This is a genomic window from Streptomyces sp. NPDC096079 (assembly GCF_040303145.1).
Lineage (GTDB): Bacteria > Actinomycetota > Actinomycetes > Streptomycetales > Streptomycetaceae > Streptomyces.
Genome location: NZ_JBEOST010000003.1, coordinates 25,378 through 50,329 on the forward strand (window position 1 = coordinate 25,378; position 24,952 = coordinate 50,329).

Genomic DNA, 24,952 nt, shown 5'->3' on the forward strand with positions numbered 1-24,952 from the left:
ACCGACCACTCCGGTGGATCAGGTAGAGTGGTGCTCGCACCGAGCAGCGCAAGCTGACCGGTAGCAATGCGGACGTGGCTCAGTTGGTAGAGCATCACCTTGCCAAGGTGAGGGTCGCGAGTTCGAATCTCGTCGTCCGCTCAGGGAGTACGAAGGCCTCGGTTCTCAGGAACCGGGGCCTTCGTCGTTCCCTCGGAGCGTGTGAACGGCCCCACATGGTGGTGTGTCACGAGCACCTCCGGCCTTGGGTATAGTTAGCAGCGCGCTACGGCGCATGCGGACGTGGCTCAGTTGGTAGAGCATCACCTTGCCAAGGTGAGGGTCGCGAGTTCGAATCTCGTCGTCCGCTCCACGAAGAAAGCCCCCGGTCGAATCGACCGGGGGCTTTCTCGTTCACTGCCCTAGGACCAGGCGCTCCCGGTCAGCAGCTCGTACGCCTCGATGTACTTGGCGCGGGTCTTCTCCACGACCTCACGCGGCAGCGCCGGCGGCGGCTGCTCGCTCTTGCGGTCCCAGCCGGAGGCCGGGGAGGTCAGCCAGTTCCGCACGATCTGCTTGTCGTACGAGGGCTGGGCACGGCCCGGCTCCCACTCGGCGGCCGGCCAGAAGCGCGAGGAGTCCGGGGTGAGGACCTCGTCGGCGAGGACGAGCGACCCGCCCTCGAAGCCGAACTCGAACTTGGTGTCGGCCAGGATGATGCCCCGGTCACGCGCGATGTCCCGGGCGCGGGAGTAGACGGCGAGGGTCGTCTGGCGCAGCAGCGCGGCCGTCTCGGCGCCGACCTGGCGGGCGACCTCCTCGTACGAGACGTTCTCGTCGTGGTCGCCGACCGCGGCCTTGGTGGCCGGGGTGAAGATCGGGGCGGGCAGCTCGGAGCCGTCGGTCAGCCCCTCGGGCAGCGCGAGGCCGCAGACCGTGCGGGACTCGTCGTACTCCACCAGGCCGGAGCCGGTGAGGTAGCCACGGGCGACGCACTCGACCGGGACCATGTCCAGGGACTTGCAGATCAGCGTGCGACCCGCCCAGTCGGCGGGGGCGCCGGCCGGCACCTCGGTCGACAGGACGTGGTGGGGCACCAGGTCGGCGAGCTTGTCGAACCACCACAGGGAGAGCTGGGTGAGGACCCGGCCCTTGTCGGGGATCTCGGTGGGCAGGACCCAGTCGTAGGCCGACATGCGGTCGCTCGCCACCATCACGAGGTCGCCCGCCTCGTTCCGGTACAGGTCGCGGACCTTGCCCGTGTGGAGATGGGTCAGGCCCGGGACCTGGACGGGCTCGGGCTTTTCTACGAATCCGGACACGGTTCCTCCGCGTAGGTTGATCCAGGAGCGTGTCCGATTCTCTCGCACATCCGGGCGGATCATGCCGCCCGGCCCTGTGACCCCCCGCTCAGTCCGCCGTTCTCCGGGGGGCCGTTCTCAGGGGCCGTTCTCCGGGGGGTCGTTCTCAGGGGCCGTTCTCCGGGGCCGTTCTCCGGGGGGGATCAGTCCCTCTTGCAGATGCGGTCGAGGAGGTTCGCCGTGGCGCGCTGGACCCGCGCGTCGACATGCCCCGGCCGGTCGAGCGCCGGCGACCAGGCGAAGGTGCCGGACGCGAAGACCCAGGCGCCGGACGGGGCCCGGTAGAGACTGGTCTCCTGGTGGCGCAGGGCGCCCTCGCTGTCCTGGTACGGCGAGTGGGAGAGCAGGATGCGGCCCTGGTGCTCCGGCAGCGCCGTCCGCGGGAAGTACCGGTCGGCCTCGCCCGCCACCAGGCCCGGGAGCTCGTCGCCGTCCCCCGCGCCCGTCGCCTCCCAGAGCCAGTGCTCCGCGTTCCGCACGACCAGCGGGTGCGGTTCGGGCACCCGGCCCGCGTACTGGATGCCGAGCAGCTGCTGCTCCGGCCGGTCCACCTCGCGCCAGAGCGCGGGGCGGCCGGGGCCCCGGCGCTTGCGGCAGGTGAGCAGGCGGTCCGGCACCCCGGACGGCGAAGGGGCCAGCTCCACCTGCCAGTACATGGTGTTCGCGGAGAGGAAGACGAGCGAGGTGCCCTGGTCGCGGGCGAGCTCGGCGGTCCGGCGCATCGGCGCCGACCAGTACTCGTCGTGCCCCGGGAAGACCAGCCCCCGGTAGCGGCTGGGGTCGACCCGGCCGGCGTGCAGGTCGCGCGTCTCCGCGTAGGCCAGGTCGTAGCCGTAGCGCTCGGCCCAGCGGATGAAGTCGTAGGCGTGGCCGACGTGCAGGGGCAGCCCCGCGCCCGCGTACGGGCGGTCGAAGGAGACCGTGACGGCGGCCTCCTCCTCGCCGAGGAGCCGGCCCTCCTCGTCCCAGGCGTGGTAGAGACTGGCGCCGGTGTGCCCGTCCTCCGGATAGAGGTTGTACGCCTGCCACGTCACGTCCGGGAGGACGAGGAGCAGATCCGCCGGGTGGTTGTCGCGGACCGTGAAGGGGATGTGCGAGCGGTATCCGTCGGCGGTCGTGAGCACGGCGACGTACGCGCCGATCGACCAGTACGTGGGGACCTGCAGCCGCCAGGACTGCCACCAGTGGTGACAGGACACCGTGCGGTCGGCGGTGAGCGGGGCCGGCTGGACGATTCCGGAGAGGCGCGGGCTGGTGGTGATCTTCGCGGCGCCGTCGCCGCCGTAGTGCCCGATCCGGTAGACGTCGACCGAGAACTGCTGCGGTGGGTCCACGGTGATGTGGAAGTCGATCGACTCGCCCGGCGCCACGGCTCCGCCGGACGCGAAGCCCTTGATCTGCCGCCGGACGTCGTCCGCGGTCCGCGGGCCGCCGCTGCCGCCCCGGGCCAGGATCTCGTCCGCGTACCAGGGGACCATCTGCCCGGTGTCGTCGAAGTAGTTCTCCGAGCCGCGCAGCCAGGGCAGCGGGCCCTGGCCGAAGGGATCGGAGACGGCGTGCGCGAGCGCACCCGACTCCCACCGTCTGATCTGCTCCGCCCCCATGTGCGCCCCTCCCTCGACTCCCCCGGTCGGCCGGTCAGTGCCTGTGGTTGTTGCCTCTGTCAGTCGCGGTCTCCAGCACATCACATAACGCACGCACTCCGTCACCGTTCGTCGTGAATTGACGAGAGTGGAAGCCGGACCTCCGGGTAGCGGGAGGTCCGGCGGTCCCTCAGACCAGGCGTACGGGCTTCTCCGGGCGCACCCCGGTACGCGCGAGCCAGGCCCGCAGGGGCTCCGGGTCGCCGTCCTCGACGAGGGCGAGGACGCGCGGGCCGAGATCCGCCGCCCGCTCGCCGCCGACGAGCAGCGCGGGCCCGTCGAGCCAGTCGAGACCGGGGGCGGCCTCGGCGGTGTCCACGGCCGCGCAGCAGACCATCGCGGTCACGTGGTCGGCCAGCAGATCGCGCCCGGTGCGGGGCGGCTGGAGCGGGAACAGAGGCAGGGGCCCGTCGGGGCCGCTGACGGCCAGGTGCGGCTCGGCCTTCCGGCCCGCATCGGCGGTACGGGCGGTCTCGGCCGCCGCGGCCACCCGGGCCTCCCGGGCCGCCTCCTCCCGGGCGAGCAGCGCGCTGAGCGCTCCGGCGAGCGCCTCGGCGGCGGGGTTGACCGGCTCGTCGTCGCCGTCCCCGTCGTCGCCCGGATCTTCTCCTGCTCCTTCTTCATCTACGTTCTCCGCGCCCTCCGCGCTCTCTGCGCCCTCTGCGTCTTCGTCGTCGCTCGCGTCGAGGGCCGGTCCCGTGTCGCACGTCGTCAGATGGGCCATCACGCGGGTGAGGGTCGGGCCGGCCGCGTCCGAGGCGCGGCCGCCGGAGGCCCCGGCCACGCCCAGGCCGTCGAGGACCTGGTGCAGACGAGCCGCGTCCGTACGCCACTTCCGGTCGACGACCTCCTCCGGATACTGGCTCCACTCCACCGGGGCCCAGTCGGGGCCGGGCTCGGCGGGGCCGCCGTGGAAGAGGCGGGCGGCGAGCAGCGAGGCGGCCTCGTCGACCGCGCCGGGCTCCTCCAGGAGGTCGCAGGCGGGGCGCTCGCCGAGCCGGGAGGAGAAGCCCTCCGCGAGCCGGTCCCGTCGGGACAGCTCGGTCAGCGCGGAGACCACGCCCGCGTCGAGCTTGGCGGGCCAACGGCCCATGCGCCAGGCGGGCAGCGCGACCCGGGTCAGGAGCCGGTCCCAGCCCGCGTAGGCCAGGCCGACCTGCTCCTGGGCGACGATCCGTACGCCGTAGTCCACGGCCTGGGCGCGCTCCGAACCGGCGGCGGCGACTCCGCGCTCCATCTCGGCGGCGTGACCGCGGCAGGCGCGGAGCAGCACCCTGGCGACCTGCCCGACGCCCTGGGCGCCGAACCGGCGGAGCGGGTCGAGGCCGGGGGCGCGGGGCACGGCGACGGCGGCGTCCAGGCCGCGGACGAAGCGGCGGGCCGCGGCTATGTCGGGCTGGGCGGCCGGTCCCGTACCGGCGACGACCGGGGCGAGGACGGCGCGCAGCTCGCCGACGCGCATCCACCACAGGAAGGGCGAGCCTATGACCAGGACCGGAGCGCCGTCTCCGCCCGTCGTGCGGTGGAGACGGTGGGCCCGGTGCGTGCGGTCCTCAAGCCAGCTGTCGCAGTCCGGGGTGAGGGCTATCGCGGCGGGCGCGGGGACGCCGAGCCGGTCGGCCAGGTCGCGGACGAGCCGGTACAGGTCCGGGGCGGCGGTCTCGGCGAGCTCCACCGTGGGCGTGGCCGCGGGCCGGGCCCGGGCGACGACGAGGGCGACGGCCGTGGCGACGAGGAGGACGAGGACGGCCAGGACGGTCACGGCCCAGCGGGCCGCGTCCCAGGCCGCTCCGGTGAAGTGGCCGGTGACCCCGCCCGCGTACAGGACGACGGCCACCGCCGCGGGGAGCACCGCGAGGCCCAGCGCCCTGCCGCGGACGCGGAGGACGGCGAGGGCCCGGGAGTGCGCGGCGCGCGCACCCCACTCCTCGCCGACAACGGAACCGGTACCGGACACGCCGTTCATCACCCCCTCCTGTCCTCGACGGGACTGCCTGTGGCGGTGTTGCTCACTCCCCCACTGTGGCACCCGCCACTGACATCGCAATGCCGGTGGGCCAAGTGCCGGAATGCCTTCGCCGCACCCTAGTTGGGGCTGTGGCGGGCGTCATCCGTATGGCCGAGCCGTCACTCGATGGAATGGCTTTGGGTAAAGGTGATGGCACACATGTGGCCGTGTGGTTCACGGCTTCCGCACCACACGGCCACAAGAGAATCACGAGGATTCAGGCGAAAACGAGCGATATCAGGCCTCGGCGGCCTTCCTCGCGATGTCCGTACGGTGCTGCGAACCGTCAAGGCGGATGCGGCCGACCGCCGCGTACGCGCGCTCGCGGGCCTGCGCCAGGTCCGTTCCGGTGGCGGTGACCGAGAGGACCCGGCCGCCCGCGCTCACGACGGCGTCGCCGTCCCGCTTCGTCCCGGCGTGGAGCACGTACGCGTGCGGGGCGTCCTTCTCCGCGACCTCGCCGAGCCCCTCGATCGGGTCGCCCGTGCGCGGGGTCTCCGGGTAGTTGTGCGAGGCCACGACCACGGTGACGGCCGCCTCGTCGCTCCAGCTCAGCGGGGCCTGGTCGTCCAGCGTGCCGTTGGCCGAGTTCAGCAGGACGCCCGCGAGCGGGGTCCGCAGACGGGCCAGCACGACCTGGGTCTCCGGGTCGCCGAAGCGCGCGTTGAACTCGATGACCCGTACGCCGCGGCTGGTGATCGCCAGACCCGCGTACAGCAGACCGGAGAACGGCGTGCCGCGGCGGCGCAGCTCGTCGACCGTCGGCTGCAGGACGGTCTCCAGGACCTCCTCGACCAGCTTCGGGTCGGCCCAGGGCAGCGGCGAGTAGGCGCCCATGCCGCCGGTGTTCGGACCCTCGTCGCCGTCGAGCGCGCGCTTGAAGTCCTGCGCGGGCTTCAGCGGGAGGACGGTCGTGCCGTCGGTGATCGCGAAGAGCGAGACCTCGGGGCCGTCCAGGTACTCCTCGATGACCACCCGGTCGCAGGCGAGCGCGTGCGCGCGGGCCTTGTCGACGTCCTCGGTGACGACGACGCCCTTGCCGGCGGCGAGGCCGTCGTCCTTGACCACGTACGGAGCGCCGAAGGCGTCGAGCGCCTCGTCGATCTCCGCCGGGGTGGTGCACACATAGCTGCGGGCGGTGGGGACCCCGGCGCCGGCCATGACGTCCTTGGCGAACGCCTTGGAGCCCTCCAGCTGCGCCGCCTCCTTGGACGGGCCGAAGACGGGGATGCCGGCCGCGCGGACGGCGTCGGCGACACCGGCGACGAGCGGGGCCTCCGGGCCGACGACGACCAGCTCGGCGCCGAGCTCGGTCGCGAGCGCGGCGACGGCCGCGCCGTCCAGCTGGTCGACGGCGTGCAGCTCGGCGACCTCCGCGATTCCGGCGTTGCCGGGCGCGCAGTGCAGAGCGGTGACGTCGGGATCGAGGGAGAGAGAGCGGCACAGGGCGTGTTCGCGGGCGCCGCCGCCGATGACGAGGACCTTCACGCCTGCCAGGGTAGCCCGCGGGGCGGGGTGCCCCTTGTGCGGGCCACCGAGCGAGACGCCCTCACTGGTTCGGATATTCCTCCACAACCGTGGCGCCGAGCTCACGCACGATCAGGTCGTGACCGGACAGCGCCGACTCGACGAGGTCCGGGTCGTCCTCCTCCGGGACGTCGTCCTCGGGCGCCACCGGCTGCGGCGCGGGCGGGGTGTACGCGGGGGCGGGGGCCGGTGCCGGAGCCTGTGCCTGCGGGAAGGCCGGGGCGGACTGCGCCTGTACGGGGGCGGGCGGCGGGGCCTGCTGGAAGGCGGGCGCGGGAGCGGCGGGCCGGCCGCCGCCTCCACCGCCGCCACCGCCACCGAAGCCGCCGCCGGACCCGGAACCGAAACCGGCACCGGACCCTCCTCCGCCGCCGAAGCCGGTGGCGGCGGGCGGGGGCGAGGCACCGCCCGAGGGGTCGATGATCGCCTCGATCTTCCAGTTCACCTGGAACTGCTCGGCGAGGGCCTGCTTGAGGACGTCCTCGCTGCCGCTGCTCGCGAAGTTGTCCCGGGCGCCCGCGTTCAGGAAGCCGAGCTGGAGCGTCGTGCCGTCGAACCCGGCCACCTGGGCGTTCTGGCTGAGCAGGATCCAGGTGAAGCGGCGGCGGTTCTTCACGGCGTCGAGGATCTGCGGCCACAGGTTCCGCACCTGGGCGGTGTCCCCGCCCGACGGGGCCGGGGCGGGCGCCTGCGGCGCGGACTGCGCCTGCACCGGCGCGGGGGCCGGGGCGGCGGGCGCCGCGGGCGCGGACGCGCCGGGCCAGGCGCCGGGGGTTCCGCCGCCGGGAGTGGCGGCACCGGGCCAGGCGCCGGGCCGGGCCGCGGCGGGCTGCTCCTGCGCGGGGGCCGGGGCGGGGGCCGCCGGCTGGGGCGCGGGGGCGGGCTGCTGGACCGGGGCCGGCGGGAGGGGGGGCGGGGCCATCGGCGTGTGGGCGTCGGGCCCGGGGACGTACCCCAGGGCGGGCGACGGGGGTCCCGGCGTGAAGACGGGGGCGGGCGCGGCGGCGGGCGCGGCGGCGGGCGCGGCGGCGGGCGCGGCGGCGGCGCCGCGCTCCAGGCGGTCGAGGCGCGCCTGCAGGGAGCGCTCGTCGTCGAAGGCGGCGGGCAGCAGCACGCGCGCGCAGATCAGCTCCAGCTGGAGCCGGGGCGAGGTCGCGCCGCGCATCTCGGTCAGACCCGTGTTCACGAGGTCGGCGGCCCGGCTCAGCTCGGCGGCCCCGAACACCGAAGCCTGGGCCTGCATGCGCTCGATGACGTCGACGGGGGCGTCGATGAGGCCCTTCTCGGCGGCGTCGGGCACGGCCGCGAGGATCACCAGGTCCCGCAGCCGCTCCAGGAGGTCGGCGACGAACCGCCGGGGGTCGTTGCCGCCCTCGATGACCCGGTCGACGACCTCGAACGCGGCGGCGCCGTCGCCCGCCGCGAACGCGTCCACGACGGAGTCGAGCAGCGACCCGTCCGTATAACCGAGGAGGGACGTCGCCATGGCGTACGTCACACCGTCTTCGGCGGCACCGGCGAGCAGCTGGTCCATGACGGACATCGAGTCACGCACGGAACCGGCACCGGCGCGGACGACGAGCGGCAGCACCCCGTCCTCGACGGGGATCCCCTCGCGCCCGCACACCTCGCCGAGGTAGTCCCGGAGCGTGCCCGGCGGCACCAGCCGGAAGGGATAGTGATGGGTCCGCGACCGGATCGTCCCGATGACCTTCTCGGGCTCGGTCGTGGCGAAGATGAACTTGAGGTGCTCCGGCGGCTCCTCGACCACCTTCAGGAGGGCGTTGAAGCCCGCCGAGGTGACCATGTGGGCCTCGTCGATGATGTAGATCTTGTAGCGGCTGGAGGCGGGCCCGAAGAAGGCCTTCTCCCGCAGGTCACGGGCGTCGTCCACACCACCGTGCGAGGCGGCGTCGATCTCGATGACGTCGATGGACCCGGGCCCGTTGCGCGCGAGGTCCCGGCAGGACTGGCACTCGCCGCAGGGCGTCGGCGTCGGCCCCTGCTCACAGTTCAGACACCGCGCGAGGATGCGCGCACTGGTCGTCTTGCCACAGCCGCGGGGGCCGCTGAACAGGTACGCGTGATTGACCCGGTTGTTCCGCAGGGCCTGCTGCAACGGGTCGGTGACATGCTCCTGCCCGATGACCTCGGCGAAGGACTCGGGGCGATAGCGGCGGTACAGCGCGAGAGACGACACGTATACGAGGTTATAGGCGCCCACCGACAACCCGGGAAAACCGACCGCCGCCGGGGGAACGCAAGCGCCCCCCACGCACCTGCCAGAGCCGACCTACCCTTGCTGCCTTCCGGCCCTGGGGGAGTTCAGTCAGATAGCACCGCGTGAGGGGCTCCGCCCAGCGTACCCGATGCCGACACCGCCCCGTGCCCCCGGGCCCCGGGCGCCCCGCGCCGCCACCCCTCCTCGATGCCTCCGCCTTCCCTCCGCGACGCCTCCCGGATCCCTCCCCGGGGAACCTCGTACGGATCACGTTCGCGAGCACCCCTCAACGTCTTGTATTGTTTGCGGCGGAGGATTCGCCTAGAGGCCTAGGGCGCACGCTTGGAAAGCGTGTTGGGGGCAACCCCTCACGAGTTCGAATCTCGTATCCTCCGCCAGTGCCTCACCGGGCACGTTGTCGAAGGGCCCCACCGTTCGCGGTGGGGCCCTTCGACGTTTCCGGCGCTCCGCGCCGCCTGCCCGGGTCCCGCCCGAGGCCTGGACGGGTCCTGGGCGGGTCCTGGGCGGGTCCTATACGGGGCAGGGGCGGTACTCGAGGCTCAGTTCGCGGTCGACGGCGTAGCTGGTCCGCATCGAGGCATCGATCACCTGCTGCCAGCTGCCGTACTTGGCGTACAGCTGGTCCGCGGTGGGGCCGAGGGGGTTGCCGTACTTGGCGATGTTCCGCTCCTCCAGGATCCGGACCTCCTCCGGGGTCATGCCGGCGCGGGTGATCTCCTTGGCCTGGTTCCGCATGTCGACGAGCTCGCGCGCGATCTCCTCGTCCGTGGCACCGGCCTCCCGCATGTCGCGCTCGGTGCGGTGCATGTCCTCCAGGAGACCGTGGTAGCGCATCCGGGTCCGCTGCGCCTCCACCTTCTCGTCCATCGGCAGGACACGGATCCGGCACACGACCGGGTCGGCACTGGGACAGGGGTCGTCGGCGGATACGGGCGGGGCGAGCGGGGCCGTGATGACGGAGCCGCAGGCCTCCGCGGCACCGGCCACGGACGAGCCGGCCGTGCCGAGGAGGGCGACGGTGGCCACGAACGGCACGAGGGCGCGGCGCAGCAGGGAGGAAGAGGAAGGACGCATGCGCGCATCCTCGGGGGCGCCGCGGGGCCCCTTCACGCAGGCGCACCGGTGATCACCCCTACGGGGACGGGTAACCGTTTTGATCAAAGATGCACCTTTCTGGTGCAACGACTTGACCGGGCCCTACCTGTTGCCGATCGCACCGGGTGGAAGTCCGAGGCGCCCGAGGGTGCTCCGGCTACAGAAGCGGGAGCTCATCAAGGTGCTCGACGCGGCGCCGGCCAGCTGGCCGGCGGAGGCGGGCAAGCCGAAGCAACTGCACGACCAGACGGGCGCGGGGGCACTGTCCGGCACGTTCCGGGGCACGCTCTTCGTGCTGAACGCAGCGGTCGGGACGGCGGCGGGGGCGCTGGGCGGGAAGATGGCCGATGTCGGCATCGACGACGACTTCATCGACTCGTCCAAGGCGAAGGTGACGCCGGGGGCTTCGGCGCTGTTCCTGCTGTCGCAGGACGCGATGGTGGAGCGCGCACGGGAGGCGTTCCCCGGAGGCCACACGGAGCTGATCCACTCGAACCTGGACAGCGAGAAGAAGACGAGGCTCCGCGAGGACTTCGCGAACCAAGCCCCACACGCGCCGACAAGCTCGCTCCTCGAAGTGGCCCCACAGGACTGAGCGGGGGCCGGGAGGGGGTCGTTCACTGGATAGGGGGGAGATCGGCTGGAGGCACGTTCCTGCTCGATCCTGTCTGTAGTGATACCGATACTTTCTGTGATGACCAGTCGGCACACTCACTTCAACCAGGGGTATCGATGAGGAAGTTGGCTACGGCAGCGATTGCTGCGGGGTTGTTCTTCGGCGGGATGGGGGTCGCGGCGGCCGACTCGTGGCATGCAGTAGCGGTCTTCAGGACCGGCGGAGCTCAATTCACGGATGCCCGGTACAAGTGGGAACCCGTAGAGCATCAGCAGGGAGCGTTCCACATCAAGGGCAAGCTGCGTGACGTCGGCCTGAACGACAACCACAACGTGTATCTGCAGGTGAAGGTCCACGGCTATGGGTGGAACCGCTTCGACGGCGTGCAGCGGAAGTCGGTCTCGATCGACAAGCTCGTCCACGACGGTGCCACTCGGTACACGAGCACGGCAGACGTGCGTGTGTGCCGGAATCGCGGCTCGCTACACCCGGACAACTGCTCGCCGACGAAGCACTTTAATCGCTAGGGCAGTCGATCTCTGCGGGAGACGCCCGTCGGCGTCTCCCGCTCCACGGGAGTACGCACCACGATGGATGTCATCCTCCGCGCCGAGGGCGTGGATCTCTTCTACGGCACCCAGCAGGCGGTATTCGGTGCCGATTTCACGCTCAAGCGCGGCGAAGTGGCCGCCATCATGGGCAGTAGCGGATCAGGCAAGTCCTCCCTGCTGTACTGCCTCGCTGGCGTCCTGCCGCCCTCCAACGGGGCCGTGATGTTCGACGGAGTGCAGCTCTCGTGTCTCCCCGACGGGGAACTCAGCGCGCTGCGCCGCACACGTCTGGGCTTCGTCTTCCAGTACGGGGAGCTACTGCCGGAGCTGACCGTCGAGGAGAACGCCGCACTGCCTCTCCGGCTCGCCGGTATCAGCAAGTCCCATGCCCACGTCATGGCGGCCCAGGTACTAGGGCGTCTCGGGATGGGGGATCTACTGCGGCGCAGAACGTCAAAGCTGTCGGGCGGCCAGAGTCAGCGCGTTGCGGTTGCGCGGGCCCTGGTACACCGCCCGGACGTGGTGTTCGCCGACGAACCCACCGGGGCGCTCGACAGTGCCAACGCGGCTGCCGTGTTGGATGAGTTCCTGCAGCTGGCGAGAAGGCAGAAGACGGCCGTGGTCATCGTGACCCACGATGCCGATGTCGCCGCGAAGGCCGATACCCAGTACACGATGTCGGACGGTGTACTGGTCCAACGGGTGGCGGTGTGAAAGCGTTCGTCCTCGGTATGCGTCTGCTGGGGGGCAGCGGGCGCAGAGCACGTGTCCGCCTTCTCCTGATGGCGCTCGGGTCCGCACTCGGGGTTGCTTGCCTGGCTGCCGCACTCACCATTCCGACGATCATCGCGGCCCATGACGCAAGGGTTACGAGTCGCGCGGTCGTTCCGGGTGCGAGCAAGAACGCCGTCTACCAGGAATTCCTGGACCCCTACGGCTCGCAACCACTGCGCCGTGTCTTCATCGGACGCACAGGCGTCGGACCAGTCCCACCGCCGCCAGGAGTCGAAGCCATCCCGCAGGCGGGCGAAGCAGTCGTTTCGCCGAAACTAGGCGAGATCTTGGCAGCCAACCCACGCGCCGCAGGGCTTGTACCCGGTCGTGTGATCGGCACCATCGGACGAGCGGGACTCGGCGGGCCCGACGACCTTTTCGCCTACATCGGCACCGATCCCAAGAGCCTAAGTGCGCCTGCGCCACTCGGCCGCTTCGGTTCCAAGTACACGCAGCATGAGGTCATCGACCCCAGCACCCTGGACATCCTGCGGTTCACTCTCGGCTGCATCGTGCTGCTCCCCCTCGTCATCTTCCTCTCCGTCTGCGCACGACTCTCCGGAGAATCTCGCGCGCGCCGACTCGCAGCGCTTCGGCTCGTCGGCCTCAGCGTGAAGGACACGTTGCGGGTCAATGCTGGGGAAACCGTCGTCGCTTCTGGTGCCGGGGCGGTGATCGGGCTTATCGGCTATCTCGGGATCAACGAGATCATGGCCCGGATCGGACTGCCGGGCCTGCACTGGTTTCCAGCGGACGGGCGCCCCGAGGGGGCAACCATCGCCGTATGTTTGCTGGGGTGTCCGGCCCTCGCGTGGGTCGTCGGGCAGTTCAGTGCTCGACGGGCGGCCCAGTCACCCATCAGCGTTCGTCGCACCGGGGAACGGAGACCTCCGAAGAAGCACGGGACATTGCTGCTGGTACCCGGGCTCGGGATCATCGGCGGATACTGCTTGCTGAGTGCGATGGGGCGAGATCCGTCCGGCGGCTCCGGTAGCGCAGTACTGGTTCCTGGCGCCGTACTGATGACTGGAGCGGGGCTTGTCTTCGGCCTGGCTCCGATTACCTCTTGGCTCTCAGGCCGTCTGGCAGCATCCTCGACATCACTACCTCTGTCATTGGCCATGCGGCGTACGGAGGTCGATCCTGGTAGCGCACTGCGGGTTGTCACTGGCCTCGTGCTGATGGTGTTCGGTGCTTCTCTCACACAGGGTGTACTCATCGAATTGGATCAGGTCACTCGACGAACAGCTCCAGTCCAGGAGTACAGCCTGTCGGCCTCACAGCTGAGTACACGGCAGCATTCGCAGATCGCGGGCTTGAGTGGAGTACTAGCTCATGGGCTGACCGCCGACTCATGGGTGCCCACCATGGAGCAGGAACTCCCCAGGATCCGAAGCATCGTCGCTACATGTGCCCAGTTGGCTGCCTTCACCGAGACAGCGCAGGGATGCATCGACAACAGGGTCTTGAGGATTGAGGATCCCACGTTCCCGCTTGATGAGGACGCCCTCCCCGGTAGCAACTTCACGTTCCTGCTCAGCGATGGGCGAAAGCTGAAGGCATCTGTTCCTCACGACGCTGTGACCGTTCGGGCCTACCAGCCCTCAGAGTTCGCCGGCCCCAGCCTGCTCATTCCCCCCTCCTTCCTTCCCCAAGGCACTTACCTCTCAGGCGCGCGCTTCGTTCTCGTCAGTTCTTCCGACGCCCCGACCGTGCGGGAGGTACTCGATGGGATCGGGGCGGTGGCTCCCACCGCTTCCGTTGAGCCCGTTGGGATCGTCATCGACTCGCTCGCTCAGTTGACCGTCATTCGGAGTCTGCTCGTCGTCGGGATGGTGCTCGGGCTCGTCATCGGGGTTGCCGCGTTTGTCGTGTCCGTGGCCGATCGGGCCATGGAGCGACGGGGGCAGGTGGCCGCGCTGGTCTTGTTGGGGGCTCGGGCCGGGACCTTGCGGGTGGTGCAGGTGGTGCAGGTGGTGGTGCCGTTGGCGGTGGGGCTTGGGGCGGCGATCGTTGCCGGGTGGCTCGCCGAGTCCAGTTACCTGATCACCGGCGGCGGTGCCGTGCACTGGGACTGGGACGGCTTGCCCCTGCTCTTCGCCTGTGCGGTCGGGGTCATGCTCGCCGCCGCCGTCGCCTCCCTTCCCATGGTGCGGCGGCACGTCGATCCCGAGCACATCCGGCGGGACTAGGTCACGCCGCCAGGGTGTGGGTCGTCCGGGCGTCCACGCGGGAGCGGAGCGTCAGCGTCGTCGCCGCCGTCGCCGTGCCCGCGAGGAGCGCCGTCCACCACAGGGCCCCCGGGCCCGCCGTCGTGTACGCGGTCACGCCCAGGGTCAGCGCCCCGAACCGGGCCACCCCCCAGGTCCAGCTGAACGCGCCCTGGTAGCGGCCCCGGGCGTGGGCCGGGGCCAGGTTGGCGAAGACGCCGGCCGCGATGCCCGCGACGACGACCTCGCCGAGCGACCAGACGACCACCGACACCGTGTAGCCGGCGACGCCGTCGGCGAGGCCGGTCAGCGCGACGCCCACCGCGATCAGCGCGCTGCCCGCGCTCTGCACCACCAGCTGCGGGAAGCGGGCCAGCCACGCCGTCGCGAAGGGCTGCAGCGCGACGACCATGACCGCGTTGACGGCCGCCATCGCCCCGTACACCGCCGGCGAGAGGCCGCTGTCGCGGACGGCGAGCGGAAGCGCCACCTCGGTCAGCGAGTACACGAAGAGCTGCACGCCGAAGAGCGGGAGCAGGAGCAGGGCCAGGCGGTCCCGGAGCACCACTCCGTAGCCGATTCCGTCGTCCTCCTGCCGCTGGGCGGTCTCGCGCTCCGGTTCCTTCAGGCGGAACGTCACCACGAGCGCGTACAGCAGCATCGAGCCCGCGTCGACCGTGAACAGGAGCCAGTAGCCCTGGGCCGCCAGGTAGCCGCCGAGGACGCCGGCGACCGCGGTGCCGATGTTCACGCCCCAGCCGAAGAGGGCGTACGCGCGGCGCCGCCGTTCGCTGTCGACGGCGTCGGCGAGCAGCGCGTACGCCGCCGGGGAGACCGTGCTGCCGGCCGCGCTGATCAGCAGCGCCGCCGCCGCCATCGTCCACACCCCGGGCGCCAGGAACAGCGCGCCCTGCGCCGCCGCCGCGCCGATCAGGCCGATCAGCATCGTGGGGCGGCGGCCGATGCGGTCGGCGAGGATGCCGCCGACGGCGGGGCCGATCAGGTTGCCCGCGCCGAGCGCGCCGAGCACGTACGAGGTGTCCCCGCCGGTCACTCCCCGCGAGGCGAGGAAGAAGACCAGGAACGGGGTGACGAGGTAGCCGAGACGGTTGACGATCGTTCCCGCGAAGATCGTCCAGACCACGGACGGGAGGTCGCGGAACGCGGAGGGAGGAGTGGTGGAAGGCATGGGAGGAGCTTGCTTTTCTTCCTCCGCCTCCCTCCAATGATTAAGCTCAGGCCGAATCCATCCTCCTAGTCCAGGACGTGCGACGCATGGACGCCGGTCTCAGCTTCTCCGCCGCCGATCTCGCCCAGACCCGTTTCGCCGTCTCCCCCATGTGGGAGGTCGTCACCAGCTACCGCGTCGTCGCCCACCACCCCGACTCGGCCCCGCACGGGCGCTGGGCCTCCCAGGTCCGGCCCCGGCTCGTCCGCGCCGGACTCGACCGCGGCTGGCTCGCCGCCCTGATCCCCGCCCGCGGCTACCTCGCCGACTTCCTCAACCCCACCCCCGCCGGGCCCTTCCCCTCCCTCGGAGCCGAGCTCGACGCCATCCGCCGCGCCCCCGCCGGGGACGTACGGGACGATCTCGACGCCCTGGAGGGGAACGGTGCCGACGCGGCCCGGCTCCGGGTGCTGCGCGAGGACCCCGAGGCCGTCCTCCCCAAGGTCGCCGACGAGATCGAGACGTACTGGGAACTCGCCCTCGCTCCCTACTGGGCCCGCATCCAGAAGGTCCTGGAGGCCGATGTCTTCCACCGGGCCCGGCAGGTCGCCGAGCACGGCTCCGCGCGGGTCCTGAGCGAGCTCCACGAGACCGTGCGCTGGGACGACGGCACCCTGCGCCTGGTCCGGCGGCACTGCGCCCTCACCCGCGACCAGGCCGGCTCCGGGCTGCTCCTCGTGCCGTCCGTCTTCGCCTGGCCCCAGGTCCTCACCCGCTCCGTCCACCCCGATCCGCCCCAACTCGCCTACCCGGCGCGCGGTTTCGGGAGCGTGTGGGAGCCCCGTACCGCCGACGCCACGGACGCCGTCGCCGCCGTCCTCGGCCGCTCCCGCACCCTGCTCCTCACCGAGCTCGACACCCCCGCCTCCACCACCCAGCTCGCCACGCACTGCGGCATGTCCGCCGCCGGCGTCTCCCAGCACCTCGTCGCCCTCCGCAACGCCGGCCTCGTCACCGCCCACCGCAGCGGCCGCTCCGTCCTCTACGCCCGCACCGCCGTCGCCGACCAACTGCTGCATCCGTGAGTTCCGTCAGGAAGGACGAGCCCGTGACCTCCGATTCTCCGACCGGCCCTTGGGCCGAGCGCACCCTCGTGCGTGACGGTGTACGGCTCTCCTGCCGCGACTGGGGCGGTTCCGGTCCCGACACGCTCCTCCTGCACGGGCTCGCCGGGCACTCCGGCGAATGGGACGCCACCGCCCGGCTGCTGCGCGACGCCGGCCACCGGGTCGTCGCCCTCGACCAGCGCGGACACGGCGCCAGCGAGCGGCGGCCCGCCGACGTCTCCCGTGCCGCGTACGTCGCCGACGTCGTCGCCGTGGTCCGGGAACTCGGGCTCGTACGGCCCCTGTTGATCGGACAGTCGCTCGGCGGGCACACCGCGCTCCTCACCGCCGCCGCCCATCCCCGGCTGCCGCGCGGGCTCGTCCTCGTCGAGGCCGGGCCCGGTGGCGCCGAGCCCGGCCTCGCGCAGCAGATCGGGGGCTGGCTGCGGGCGTGGCCGGTGCCGTTCCCCACGCGGGAGGCGGCCGTCGCCTACCTGGGCGACGGGAAGCGCGCCGTCGGGGAGGGCTGGGCCGACGGCCTGGAGGAACGCGACGGCGGTCTCCTGCCCCGCTTCGACCCCGACGTCATGGAGCGCTCCCTCGACGAGAACTCCCGGCGGGCCTTCTGGGACGAGTGGGCGGCCGTCGACTGCCCCGCGCTCGTCGTCCTCGGGCAGGGCGGGATCATCAGCCGGGACGAGTACGCCGAGATGGTCCGGCTGCGGCCCGCGCTGCACGGCCTGAGCCTGCCCGGCGCCGGGCACGACGTGCACCTGGAGCGGCCCGAGGTGCTCGGCACGGCGATTCTCGACTTCGTCCGGCGGGAAGGGCTCCAAAGCCCTTGCCTTGGAGTGCACTCCACTTCCTAGAGTGCGCGCATGCGCTATCGGGTACTCGGCGGGACCGGGATCGACGTCAGCACCTACTGCCTCGGCACCATGATGTTCGGGGCGGTCGGCAACCCCGACCACCAGGAGTCCGTACGGATCATCCATGCCGCCCTCGACCAGGGCATCAACTTCGTCGACACGGCCGACATGTACTCGGCCGGCGAGTCCGAGGAGATCGTCGGCAAGGCGCTGCGCGACCCGCGGCGCCGCGAGGCGACCGTCCTCGCCACCAAGGTGTACTTCCCCGTCGGCGGCGAAGGCCCCAACCGGGGCGGAACCTCCCGGCGTTGGATCACGCTCGCCGTCGAGAACAGCCTCAAGCGGCTCGGGACGGACTGGATCGACCTCTACCAGGTGCACCGGCCCGATCACCGGACCGACATCGAGGAGACCCTCGACGTCCTCGGCGACCTGGTCACCCAGGGGAAGATCCGCGCCTTCGGCTGCTCCACCTTCCCCCCCGAGGACATCGTCGAGGCGCACGCCGTCGCCGAGCGGCGCGGGCTGCGCCGCTTCCGGTCCGAGCAGCCGCCGTACTCGCTCCTCGCCCGCGGCATCGAGGCGAACGTCCTGCCCACCGCGCAGAAGTACGGGATGGGGGTGCTCACCTGGAGTCCGCTCGCCTCCGGCTTCCTCACCGGCAAGTACCGCAAGGGCCGGGCCATCGACCTGACCAGCGGACGGCCCGCGCTCACCCCGCACCGCTTCGACCCCTCGCTGCCCGTGAACGCCGCCAAGCTCGACGCCGTAGAGGAGTTCGTCGCGCTCGCCGAGGAGATCGGGTGCTCCCTGCCCGAGCTGGCGATCGCCTTCGCCGCCGCGCACCCGGCCGTCACGTCCGTGATCATCGGGCCCCGCACGAGGGAACAGCTCGACGGGCTCCTCAAGGGCGCTCCGGTCGTCCTCACCGACGAAGTCCTCGACCGCATCGACGCGATCGTGCCGCCCGGGACCAACCTCTACCAGCCGGACGGCGCCTGGCGGCCCCGCGTCCTCACCGACCCGGCGCTGCGGCGCCGCCCGCTCGGCGAGCGGGCGGCGGGGTAGCACCGGCGGACACCGGGACCGGTCCCCGTCACCGATGGACGGTCACGCGAACTGCTCCGTGCCCACCACCCGGAGCAGTGCCAGCCGCTCCCCCGCGTCCGTGCCCGGCGGCGGGGTGTAGAGGACGAGGCGCTGTTCGCCCTCCGGGGCGAGCAGCACCTGGCAGTCCAGGTCGACCGGGCCGATCACGGGGTGCGCGACCCGCATCCGGCTGTGCCGGCGGACCGCCACCTCGTGCCGCTCCCACAGCTCCGTGAACTCCTCGCTCGCCCCGCGCAGCCGCTCCACGAGCCGGGTGGCGGCCGGGTCGCCGGAGCGGCGGGCGACGGCGGCGCGCAGGTCGGCGACGTGGAGACGGCTGTAGTAGGCGTGCTCATCGACCGGGTAGGCCGTGCGGGCCGCCGCGTCCGCGAACCAGCGCCAGGCCACGTTCCGCCCGTGCTCCGACACCGTGCACACCCCGCCGAGCAGGGACTGCGCCATCGCGTTCTGCGCGAGGACGTCCCCCAGGTCGCTCAGGACCTGCGCGGGGGTCGTGTCCAGCTGGTCGAGCAGGTGGAGCAGGCCGGGGGCGACGTGGTCGCCGGCCGTGACGCCGGCGGGCGGGCGGTGGCCGGCGAGGAGGTGGAGGTGGTCGCGCTCGTCGGTGTCGAGGCGCAGGGCCCGGGCGAGCGCGGCGAGCATCTGCGGCGAGGGCTGCGGGCCGCGGGCCTGCTCCAGGCGGATGTAGTAGTCGGCGGACATGCCGGCGAGCTGGGCGACCTCCTCGCGGCGCAGTCCGGGGGTGCGGCGGCGGGGCCCCGCCGGGAGGCCCGCGTCCTGGGGGCGGACCCGCTCGCGGGAGCGGCGCAGGAAGTCGGCGAGTTCACGGCGGTCGATCGTCATGCCGATCATGGTGCCGGGTGCGGGGCGCCGTATCCAGGGATCGCCGGTCCCAGGGTCAGGAGGGCTCTCCCGGGGGCTTCCGGCGGGCGGCAGGGTCATCGGTGTCAGCCACCGGGCGGTTCCGCAGGGAACTCCGGTGGGGCTCACCCCTCGTTCCCCAGGAGCAGATCATGGCCACCGTCACCGTCGGCACCGCCCACGTCCACTACGACGTCAAGGGCTCGGGCACCGGCCCCGCCCTCCTCCTCGTCCACGGCACCGGTTCCGGCGGCGCCGCCGTCAACTGGGGGCAGACCGCGCCCCGCTTCACCGGTGACCGCCGGGTGATCACCCTGGACCTGTCCGGGGCGGACCGGACCGCCGACGACGGCGGCGCGCTGACCGTCGAGACGCTCGCCGCGCAGGTCGTCGCGGTGATCGAGGACGCGGGCCTCGGCCCGGTCGACCTGCTCGGCTTCTCGATGGGGTCGGTGGTGTCCGCGGCCGCCGCGGCCCTGCGCCCCGACCTGGTCCACCGGCTGGTGCTGGTCGCGGGGTGGGCGCACACCGAGGGCGACGAGTACCTGCGGAACATGTTCACGCTGTGGAAGCGGCTGGGCGAGAACGACCCGGCGGGCTTCGGCCGGTTCGTGACGATGACCGGGTTCAGCCGGGGCTTCCTCAACTCGATAGGCCGCGAGGGCGTGGAGGCGCTCGTCCCGAACATGCCGCCCACGCCCGGCACCCTGCGGCACGTCGAGCTCGACCTCACGGTCGACATCCGCGGACTGCTGCCCCGGATCACGGCGGAGACGCTGGTGGTGGGCGGTACGCAGGACGCGACCGTGCCGGTGGAGCACAGCCGGGAGCTGGCCGCGTCGATCGGCGGCAGCTCGTACGCGGAGATCGACGCCGGGCACGTGATGTTCTTCGAGAGGGAGGACGAGTTCGTGAAGACGGTGGCGGATTTCCTCGGCCCGGCCGCCGCCTGAGGCGATGCTTGGCCCCATGGGTGAGACGAGAGTGATCGACGCGGCGGAGCGCCGGGCCCGGCTCGGGGTGCGGCACCGGCTGGCGGGGAGCCGGCGTGCGGGGTCGGCGGAGGAGGTCGGGGGCGCGCTCGTGGCGCTGCACGCGACGGATCCGGCGAGCGTGTTCCTCGCGGTGGCCGCCCGGCTGGCCGGGGGTGTCGAGCCGGTCGGGGCGGTGGAGCGGGCGCTGTACGAGGACGGGGCGCTGGTCCGGATGCACGGGATGCGGCACACGGTCTTCGTCTTCCCGTCCTCGCTGGCCGCCGCCGTCCAGGCCTCGACGACCGAGCCGGCCGCGGTCCGCGAACGCACCGTGCTCCTCAGGCACTTGGCGGCCGGCAGCGACTTCGACGGGGCCTGGCTCGCGGAGACGGAGCGACTGGTCCTCGCCGAGCTGGGCGCCCGGGGCGAGGCGACGGGGACGGAACTCGGCGCGGCCGTACCGAGGTTGAGGTCGGAGTACGTGTACGGGCCGGGCACGCGTCAGGAGGGCGTGCAGTCCGTCGCGAGCCGGGTGCTGCGGGTGCTCGGCATGGAGGGCCGGATCGTACGGGGTCGGCCGCAGGGCTCGTGGACGTCGAGCCGCTTCCGCTGGGCGCTCGCCGAGGCCCACCCCGTACGGGATCCGGCCGAGGCGCGGGCGGAGCTGCTCGGGCGGTGGCTGGGGGTGTGCGGTCCCGCGACCGAGGCGGACCTGACGTGGTGGACGGGGTGGAAGGTCACGGACGTGCGGAGGGCGCTCGCGGCGGTCGGGGCGCGGTCGGTGACGGTGGAGGCGGGGACGGGGTTCGTCCTGCCGGAGGACCTCGGGCCCGTGCCGGAGCCGGAGCCGTGGGCGGCGCTGCTGCCCGCGCTCGACCCGACGGCGATGGGGTGGCAGGGCCGTGACTGGTATCTGGACCAGGAGCATCGGGCGGCGCTGTTCGACCGCAGCGGGAACATCGGGCCGACCGTGTGGTGGAACGGCCGGATCGTCGGCGGCTGGGCCCAGGGCCCGGACGGCGGGATCTCCCACCGGCTCCTCGCCGACGTGGGCGCGGAGGCGGAGCGGGCGATCGCGGCGGAGGCGGAGCGGCTCGCGGGGTGGGTGGGGGACGTCCGGGTGACGCCCCGCTTCCGGACACCGCTGGAGCGGGAGCTCGCCGCGGGAGGATGACGGGGCCCCAGGCACGGGAGCTCGCCACGGGTCGATGACGGGCCGCAAGGCACGGGGGCTCGCCACGGGACGATGACGGGCCCCCAGGCACGGGAGCTCGCCACGGGACGATGACGGGCCGCAAGGCACCCGGAGCTCGCCGCGGGTCAATGACGGGCCTCCAGGCCCGGGACGCCCAGGTCGTAGAGGCCGTCGAGGACGAGGTCGACGCCGACGGCGGCGAGCAGCAGGCCCAGGAGGCGGCCGAGGAGCTCGATCGTGGCGTGGTGGGTGCGGCGCAGGATCGGGGCGAGGACGAGGACGCAGACCAGGTCGAGCGCGATGACGGCCACGTACGCGCCGACCACCGTCGAGCGCCAGCTGACGGAGTCCCGTTCGGACGCCTCGATGAGTACGGCGGTCATGGCGAGCGGGCTCACGACGTACGGCATGAGCAGCTCGCGCACCCCGCTGACCAGGTCGGGGGCGTCGTCGTGGGCGGTGTCGGAGCCCAGGTGGAGGCCGAGGACGAGTCCGACGGCGTAGATGAAGAAGATGACCCCGCCCGCGAGCTGGAGGGCGGGGGTGCTGATGTGGAAGAGGTCGAGCAGCCAGGGGGACGTGATGCCGGTGACGAGGCCGACGAGGACGGCCGCGCCGGAGGAGAGCAGGGCGATGGTCCGCAGCTGGCGGACGTCGTGGGCCTGGGCGAGGCCGGCGAAGGCGAGGAGCACCTTCGGGGGGCCGACGACGGAGAAGAAGGTGATGTAGGCGGCGGAGAAGGTGAATGCGTTCACACCGGAATGATGGGGCGGTGGAGTGGTTTCTCCCGTTTTCCCGGTTCCTGTCCGCGCGGTGTCGAGAACACCGGCCCGGCTCCGACTGTGCTGCGAGAGGACGTGACAGCGAGAACGAACGAGGAGGACGTCATGAAGTACCTGGTGATGGTCCAGGGGACGCAGGTCGACTACGAGGCGATGGTGGGCCGCGGCTCGGCGCAGAGCCCCGCCTGGGACAAGACGCAGCTCAAGGCCATGTTCGACCACATGAACGCGATCAACGAGGAGGTGTCGGCGCGCGGCGAGATGGTCGACGCCCAGGGCCTGGCCGCCCCGTCCGCGGCCCGCTTCGTCACGGTGGACGCCCAGGGCGAGCCGGTCGTCACCGACGGCCCGTACGCCGAGACGAAGGAGGTCCTCGCGGGCTTCTGGGTCCTCGACTGCGACTCCCTGGAGCGGGTCACGGAGATCGCCGCCCAGGTCGCCCGCTGCCCGGTCCCCCCGGGCTCCCCGGAGTACCCGGTGGTCATCCGCCCGATCGACGAGGGCGGCCCGAGCCAGGACTGACCTCCGCCCGGGCGCAGAACTTCGAGCACGAAGCCTGGCGGTGAAGCCCCGACCATGGCCACACAGCCGTTCGGGGCTTCACCCCTGGAGTTCGTCCGGCTTTCACATTTCCTCCCCGACCTCACGTTGCGGACGCTACGGTTCCCCCTTGGGGCGCACATCACATCGCGAGGGTCCGGGGGGACGCATGCACGAGATGTCCAAGGGGGCCAACATCGGGCTGGCCACCCTCAGCGAAGACAGCGGCGCGGTCGTCGTGGGTCTCAGCTGGAGCAGTGCGACGGGCGACGGTGACGCGGACGTCTCCGTGCTGCTCGTCGACGGCAGCGGCAAGGTGCGCGGCGATACCGACTTCTACTTCTACAACCACCCCTCCGCCGAGGACGGCAGCGTGCAGCTGCTCGGCAAAGTCCCGACGGAGAACGGCAGCGAGGACCGGATCAGTCTGGACCTCACGGCGATCCCCGAGGACGTCGCCAGGATCGTCGTGGCAGCGAGCCAGTACGGCGGCAACTGCTTCGGCGAGCTGAACGACCTGCGCATGACGGTCACCGATCGCTCGGGCGAGGCGCTGCTCGGCTTCTCCATCGAGGACGCCACCGTCGAGACGGCGTTCATCTTCGGTGAGCTCTACCGGCGGAACGACGAGTGGAAGTTCCGTGCCGTCGGCCAGGGATACGAGACCGGACTCGCCGGACTCGCCACCGACTTTGGCATCGCCGTCGACGAGGGAGACGAGACCGAGGACCAGCAGGAGGTCCACGACGACGCGGACGACCGGGAGCTCGGTGCGGAGCGCGGCGAAGCCGCGACCGGCGTCTCTCCCGGCTTCGCCGAAGCCGAGGCGGCCGGCTCCATTCCCCTCCCCGTGCCTTCCGCACCTGAGGCCGTCGGCACCGCCGCGATCCCCCCGCAGCCCGGCCCGGACCACACGGGCTCCCAGTCCGTCGCCGCTCCTGCCTCCACCACGACAGAGGAGACGCCTGAACCGGCCCGACGCCGGGCCGCCCGGACGGCCAAGAAGAAGGTCACCCTCCCGAAGGCCGCGAAGAAGTCCCTGGCGGAGAACGACACCTGGAAGCCGGCGCGTCTCTTCCCCGTTCCCTCGTACAAGAGCGACCGGGAGCGCGAGGTGCGTGCGACGTCCGTCCTGCTCTCGGTGATGGCGGAGGTGCCCGAGTTCGGGCGACGCCTCACCGCCGGCTTCGGAGCGCCCGCCGGCCGCATGCAGACATTCACCGAGGTCTCGCTCCCCCACGGAGACAGCCCGAAGCGACCGGACGGGGTGATTCGGACGGAGCGGGCGGGGAAGCTCTGGACGGCCCTCGTGGAGACCAAGACCAACGGCAATCCGCTGAAGTCCGAGCAGGTCCAGAACTACATGGACATCGCCGCCAGACGCGGGTACGAGGCCGTCATCACCTTGTCCAACGACGTGGCTCTCGAAGGCAGTCCGCTCGTCGAGGTCAAGACGGACGGCAGGCGCAAGCACAAGGTCTCGCTCTGGCACCTCTCGTGGGCCGAGGTGGCCCACCAGGCCCAGATGCTGATCAGGCACGAGGGCGTGGGAAACGCCGCGCACGCCTGGCTGCTCCAGGAGTTGCTCCACTACCTCCAGCACGAGAACTCCGGCTGTCACGGCTTCCAGAACATGGGGCCGTCGTGGGTGCCCGTACGCAACGGAATCGACGCGGAGACGCTCTGTCAGGGCGATCCCCGCGCGGTGGAGGTCGTGGAGAACTGGGAGCGCCTGATCCGCCAGGTCTGTCTGCGGCTGGGCGGCGAACTCGGCCAGAAGACCCTGCCCGTGCAGCGGGCCAGCCGCGGCACGGACCCCAAGTCCCGGCGTACGGCGCTCGCCGACCGTCTCTGCGAGGAGGGCAAGCTCGCGGCGGAGCTGCGCGTCGACGGCGCGCAGAGCATCCTGTCGATCACGGCGGACCTGCGTACCGGAAAGATCCGCACGTCCATCGACGTGCCCTCCCCGGACGGCGCGTACCCCCTCTCCGTCGCGAAGCGCCTCCTGAGGGCCTTGGACGAGGCTCCCGCCGACCTCCATGTGGAGACGCTGCTCGAGGGTCGGAGCGGGCCGCGGGGAACGCTGGAGCGCCTCCGTCCCGAGCCGGGCGACCTGCTGCCCAAGGACGGTGCGGTGATCACCGGTTTCCGGCTCTCGCTCTTCAAGGGCATGGGCAACAGCCGGGGCAGCACGGAGTCGGGCTTCATTCGCAGCATCGACGAGGCGGTCGACCGCTTCTACGGGTCCGTGGTCACCCACATGGGCCAGTTCGAGCAGCGGCGGGCACCCCGGGCGCGGGCCGCCGTCACGCCGGCCGGGACACCGGGCTGAGCCCCCCGC

Annotated in this window: 20 protein-coding genes, 3 tRNA genes and 1 other RNA gene; 14 read left to right on the forward strand and 10 right to left on the reverse strand. The window is 72.0% G+C overall.

The features are described 5' to 3' along the window. Window positions 1-68: 68 nt before the first annotated feature. Both ABTY59_RS07465 and ABTY59_RS07470 read left to right on the forward strand, forming a co-directional pair. Window positions 69-141: transfer RNA gene (locus tag ABTY59_RS07465), tRNA-Gly, on the forward strand. Window positions 142-276: 135 nt separating this feature from the next. Beyond that, window positions 277-352 (forward strand) — tRNA-Gly (locus tag ABTY59_RS07470). 49 nt (window positions 353-401) lie between these two features. Here ABTY59_RS07470 and ABTY59_RS07475 read toward each other — a convergent pair. The 6 genes from ABTY59_RS07475 to ffs all read right to left on the reverse strand — a co-directional run bounded on the left by ABTY59_RS07475 (window position 402) and on the right by ffs (window position 8,874). Further along, entirely contained in the window at window positions 402-1,301 is a 900-nt protein-coding gene (locus tag ABTY59_RS07475) for a phosphoribosylaminoimidazolesuccinocarboxamide synthase (RefSeq protein ID WP_352017960.1), read from the reverse strand. A 182-nt stretch (window positions 1,302-1,483) separates the two neighbouring features. Then, the gene (locus tag ABTY59_RS07480; protein ID WP_352017961.1) at window positions 1,484-2,944 is read right to left on the reverse strand and encodes a N,N-dimethylformamidase beta subunit family domain-containing protein; all 1,461 of its coding nucleotides are present in this window, start codon (window positions 2,942-2,944) and stop codon (window positions 1,484-1,486) included. A gap of 169 nt (window positions 2,945-3,113) precedes the next feature. After that, window positions 3,114-4,949 carry a M48 family metalloprotease gene (locus tag ABTY59_RS07485; protein ID WP_352017962.1) on the reverse strand — a complete coding sequence of 612 codons (1,836 nt, stop codon included), beginning with the start codon at window positions 4,947-4,949 and terminating at the stop codon, window positions 3,114-3,116. Between the two features lie 279 nt (window positions 4,950-5,228). Next, on the reverse strand, window positions 5,229-6,479 hold the full coding sequence (purD, locus tag ABTY59_RS07490) for a phosphoribosylamine--glycine ligase (RefSeq protein ID WP_352017963.1): 1,251 nt from the start codon (window positions 6,477-6,479) through the stop codon (window positions 5,229-5,231). Between the two features lie 61 nt (window positions 6,480-6,540). Continuing rightward, window positions 6,541-8,718, reverse strand: coding sequence for a DNA polymerase III subunit gamma and tau (locus tag ABTY59_RS07495; RefSeq protein ID WP_352017964.1), 2,178 nt, complete (start codon window positions 8,716-8,718; stop codon window positions 6,541-6,543). A 57-nt stretch (window positions 8,719-8,775) separates the two neighbouring features. Beyond that, window positions 8,776-8,874, reverse strand: an RNA gene (gene ffs / locus ABTY59_RS07500) — signal recognition particle sRNA small type. Between the two features lie 175 nt (window positions 8,875-9,049). On the opposite strand from ffs, the gene ABTY59_RS07505 reads away from it, so the two are divergent. Then, a tRNA-Ser gene (locus ABTY59_RS07505) sits at window positions 9,050-9,137 on the forward strand. A 133-nt stretch (window positions 9,138-9,270) separates the two neighbouring features. On the opposite strand, the gene ABTY59_RS07510 is transcribed toward ABTY59_RS07505, so the two are convergent. After that, window positions 9,271-9,834, reverse strand: coding sequence for a hypothetical protein (locus ABTY59_RS07510; RefSeq protein WP_352017965.1), 564 nt, complete (start codon window positions 9,832-9,834; stop codon window positions 9,271-9,273). A 169-nt stretch (window positions 9,835-10,003) separates the two neighbouring features. Here ABTY59_RS07510 and ABTY59_RS07515 point away from each other — a divergent pair, with 169 nt between their 5' ends. The 4 genes from ABTY59_RS07515 to ABTY59_RS07530 all read left to right on the forward strand — a co-directional run bounded on the left by ABTY59_RS07515 (window position 10,004) and on the right by ABTY59_RS07530 (window position 13,988). Further along, the gene (locus ABTY59_RS07515; RefSeq protein ID WP_352017966.1) at window positions 10,004-10,450 is read left to right on the forward strand and encodes a DUF1269 domain-containing protein; all 447 of its coding nucleotides are present in this window, start codon (window positions 10,004-10,006) and stop codon (window positions 10,448-10,450) included. Between the two features lie 137 nt (window positions 10,451-10,587). Then, the gene (locus tag ABTY59_RS07520; protein ID WP_352017967.1) at window positions 10,588-10,998 is read left to right on the forward strand and encodes a hypothetical protein; all 411 of its coding nucleotides are present in this window, start codon (window positions 10,588-10,590) and stop codon (window positions 10,996-10,998) included. Window positions 10,999-11,061: 63 nt separating this feature from the next. Next, window positions 11,062-11,736, forward strand: a complete 675-nt coding sequence (locus ABTY59_RS07525) for an ABC transporter ATP-binding protein (RefSeq protein ID WP_352017968.1) — start codon at window positions 11,062-11,064, stop codon at window positions 11,734-11,736. A 68-nt stretch (window positions 11,737-11,804) separates the two neighbouring features. Then, complete coding sequence (locus tag ABTY59_RS07530) at window positions 11,805-13,988, forward strand: FtsX-like permease family protein (RefSeq protein ID WP_352017969.1); 2,184 nt, start codon at window positions 11,805-11,807, stop codon at window positions 13,986-13,988. A 1-nt stretch (window position 13,989) separates the two neighbouring features. On the opposite strand, the gene ABTY59_RS07535 is transcribed toward ABTY59_RS07530, so the two are convergent. Further along, window positions 13,990-15,195, reverse strand: coding sequence for an MFS transporter (locus tag ABTY59_RS07535; RefSeq protein WP_352017970.1), 1,206 nt, complete (start codon window positions 15,193-15,195; stop codon window positions 13,990-13,992). An 86-nt stretch (window positions 15,196-15,281) separates the two neighbouring features. Here ABTY59_RS07535 and ABTY59_RS07540 point away from each other — a divergent pair, with 86 nt between their 5' ends. Genes ABTY59_RS07540 through ABTY59_RS07550 form a run of 3 tightly spaced genes read left to right on the forward strand, consistent with a single transcriptional unit; the run spans window position 15,282 to window position 18,217 of the window. Beyond that, the gene (locus tag ABTY59_RS07540) at window positions 15,282-16,259 is read left to right on the forward strand and encodes a DUF5937 family protein (RefSeq protein ID WP_352017971.1); all 978 of its coding nucleotides are present in this window, start codon (window positions 15,282-15,284) and stop codon (window positions 16,257-16,259) included. 23 nt (window positions 16,260-16,282) lie between these two features. Continuing rightward, window positions 16,283-17,149, forward strand: a complete 867-nt coding sequence (locus tag ABTY59_RS07545) for an alpha/beta fold hydrolase (RefSeq protein WP_352017972.1) — start codon at window positions 16,283-16,285, stop codon at window positions 17,147-17,149. Window positions 17,150-17,158: 9 nt separating this feature from the next. Further along, window positions 17,159-18,217 (forward strand): aldo/keto reductase, encoded by a 1,059-nt coding sequence (locus ABTY59_RS07550; protein ID WP_352017973.1) that lies wholly within the window; start codon window positions 17,159-17,161, stop codon window positions 18,215-18,217. Window positions 18,218-18,259: 42 nt separating this feature from the next. Here ABTY59_RS07550 and ABTY59_RS07555 read toward each other — a convergent pair whose 3' ends face one another. Beyond that, a complete protein-coding gene (locus ABTY59_RS07555; RefSeq protein WP_352017974.1) occupies window positions 18,260-19,111 on the reverse strand; it encodes a helix-turn-helix transcriptional regulator in 852 nt (283 codons plus the stop codon). 161 nt (window positions 19,112-19,272) lie between these two features. On the opposite strand from ABTY59_RS07555, the gene ABTY59_RS07560 reads away from it, so the two are divergent. After that, complete coding sequence (locus ABTY59_RS07560) at window positions 19,273-20,073, forward strand: alpha/beta fold hydrolase (RefSeq protein ID WP_352017975.1); 801 nt, start codon at window positions 19,273-19,275, stop codon at window positions 20,071-20,073. 4 nt (window positions 20,074-20,077) lie between these two features. Further along, window positions 20,078-21,268 carry a winged helix DNA-binding domain-containing protein gene (locus ABTY59_RS07565; protein WP_502995340.1) on the forward strand — a complete coding sequence of 397 codons (1,191 nt, stop codon included), beginning with the start codon at window positions 20,078-20,080 and terminating at the stop codon, window positions 21,266-21,268. A 146-nt stretch (window positions 21,269-21,414) separates the two neighbouring features. Here the strand turns inward: ABTY59_RS07565 and ABTY59_RS07570 are convergent, their stop codons facing one another. Then, entirely contained in the window at window positions 21,415-22,044 is a 630-nt protein-coding gene (locus tag ABTY59_RS07570; protein ID WP_352017977.1) for a MarC family protein, read from the reverse strand. A gap of 132 nt (window positions 22,045-22,176) precedes the next feature. Between ABTY59_RS07570 and ABTY59_RS07575 the strand changes: the two genes are divergently transcribed. Both ABTY59_RS07575 and ABTY59_RS07580 read left to right on the forward strand, forming a co-directional pair. Then, window positions 22,177-22,593, forward strand: a complete 417-nt coding sequence (locus ABTY59_RS07575) for a YciI family protein (protein ID WP_352017978.1) — start codon at window positions 22,177-22,179, stop codon at window positions 22,591-22,593. 187 nt (window positions 22,594-22,780) lie between these two features. After that, window positions 22,781-24,943 (forward strand): TerD family protein, encoded by a 2,163-nt coding sequence (locus tag ABTY59_RS07580; RefSeq protein ID WP_502995341.1) that lies wholly within the window; start codon window positions 22,781-22,783, stop codon window positions 24,941-24,943. Window positions 24,944-24,952 lie beyond the last annotated feature (9 nt).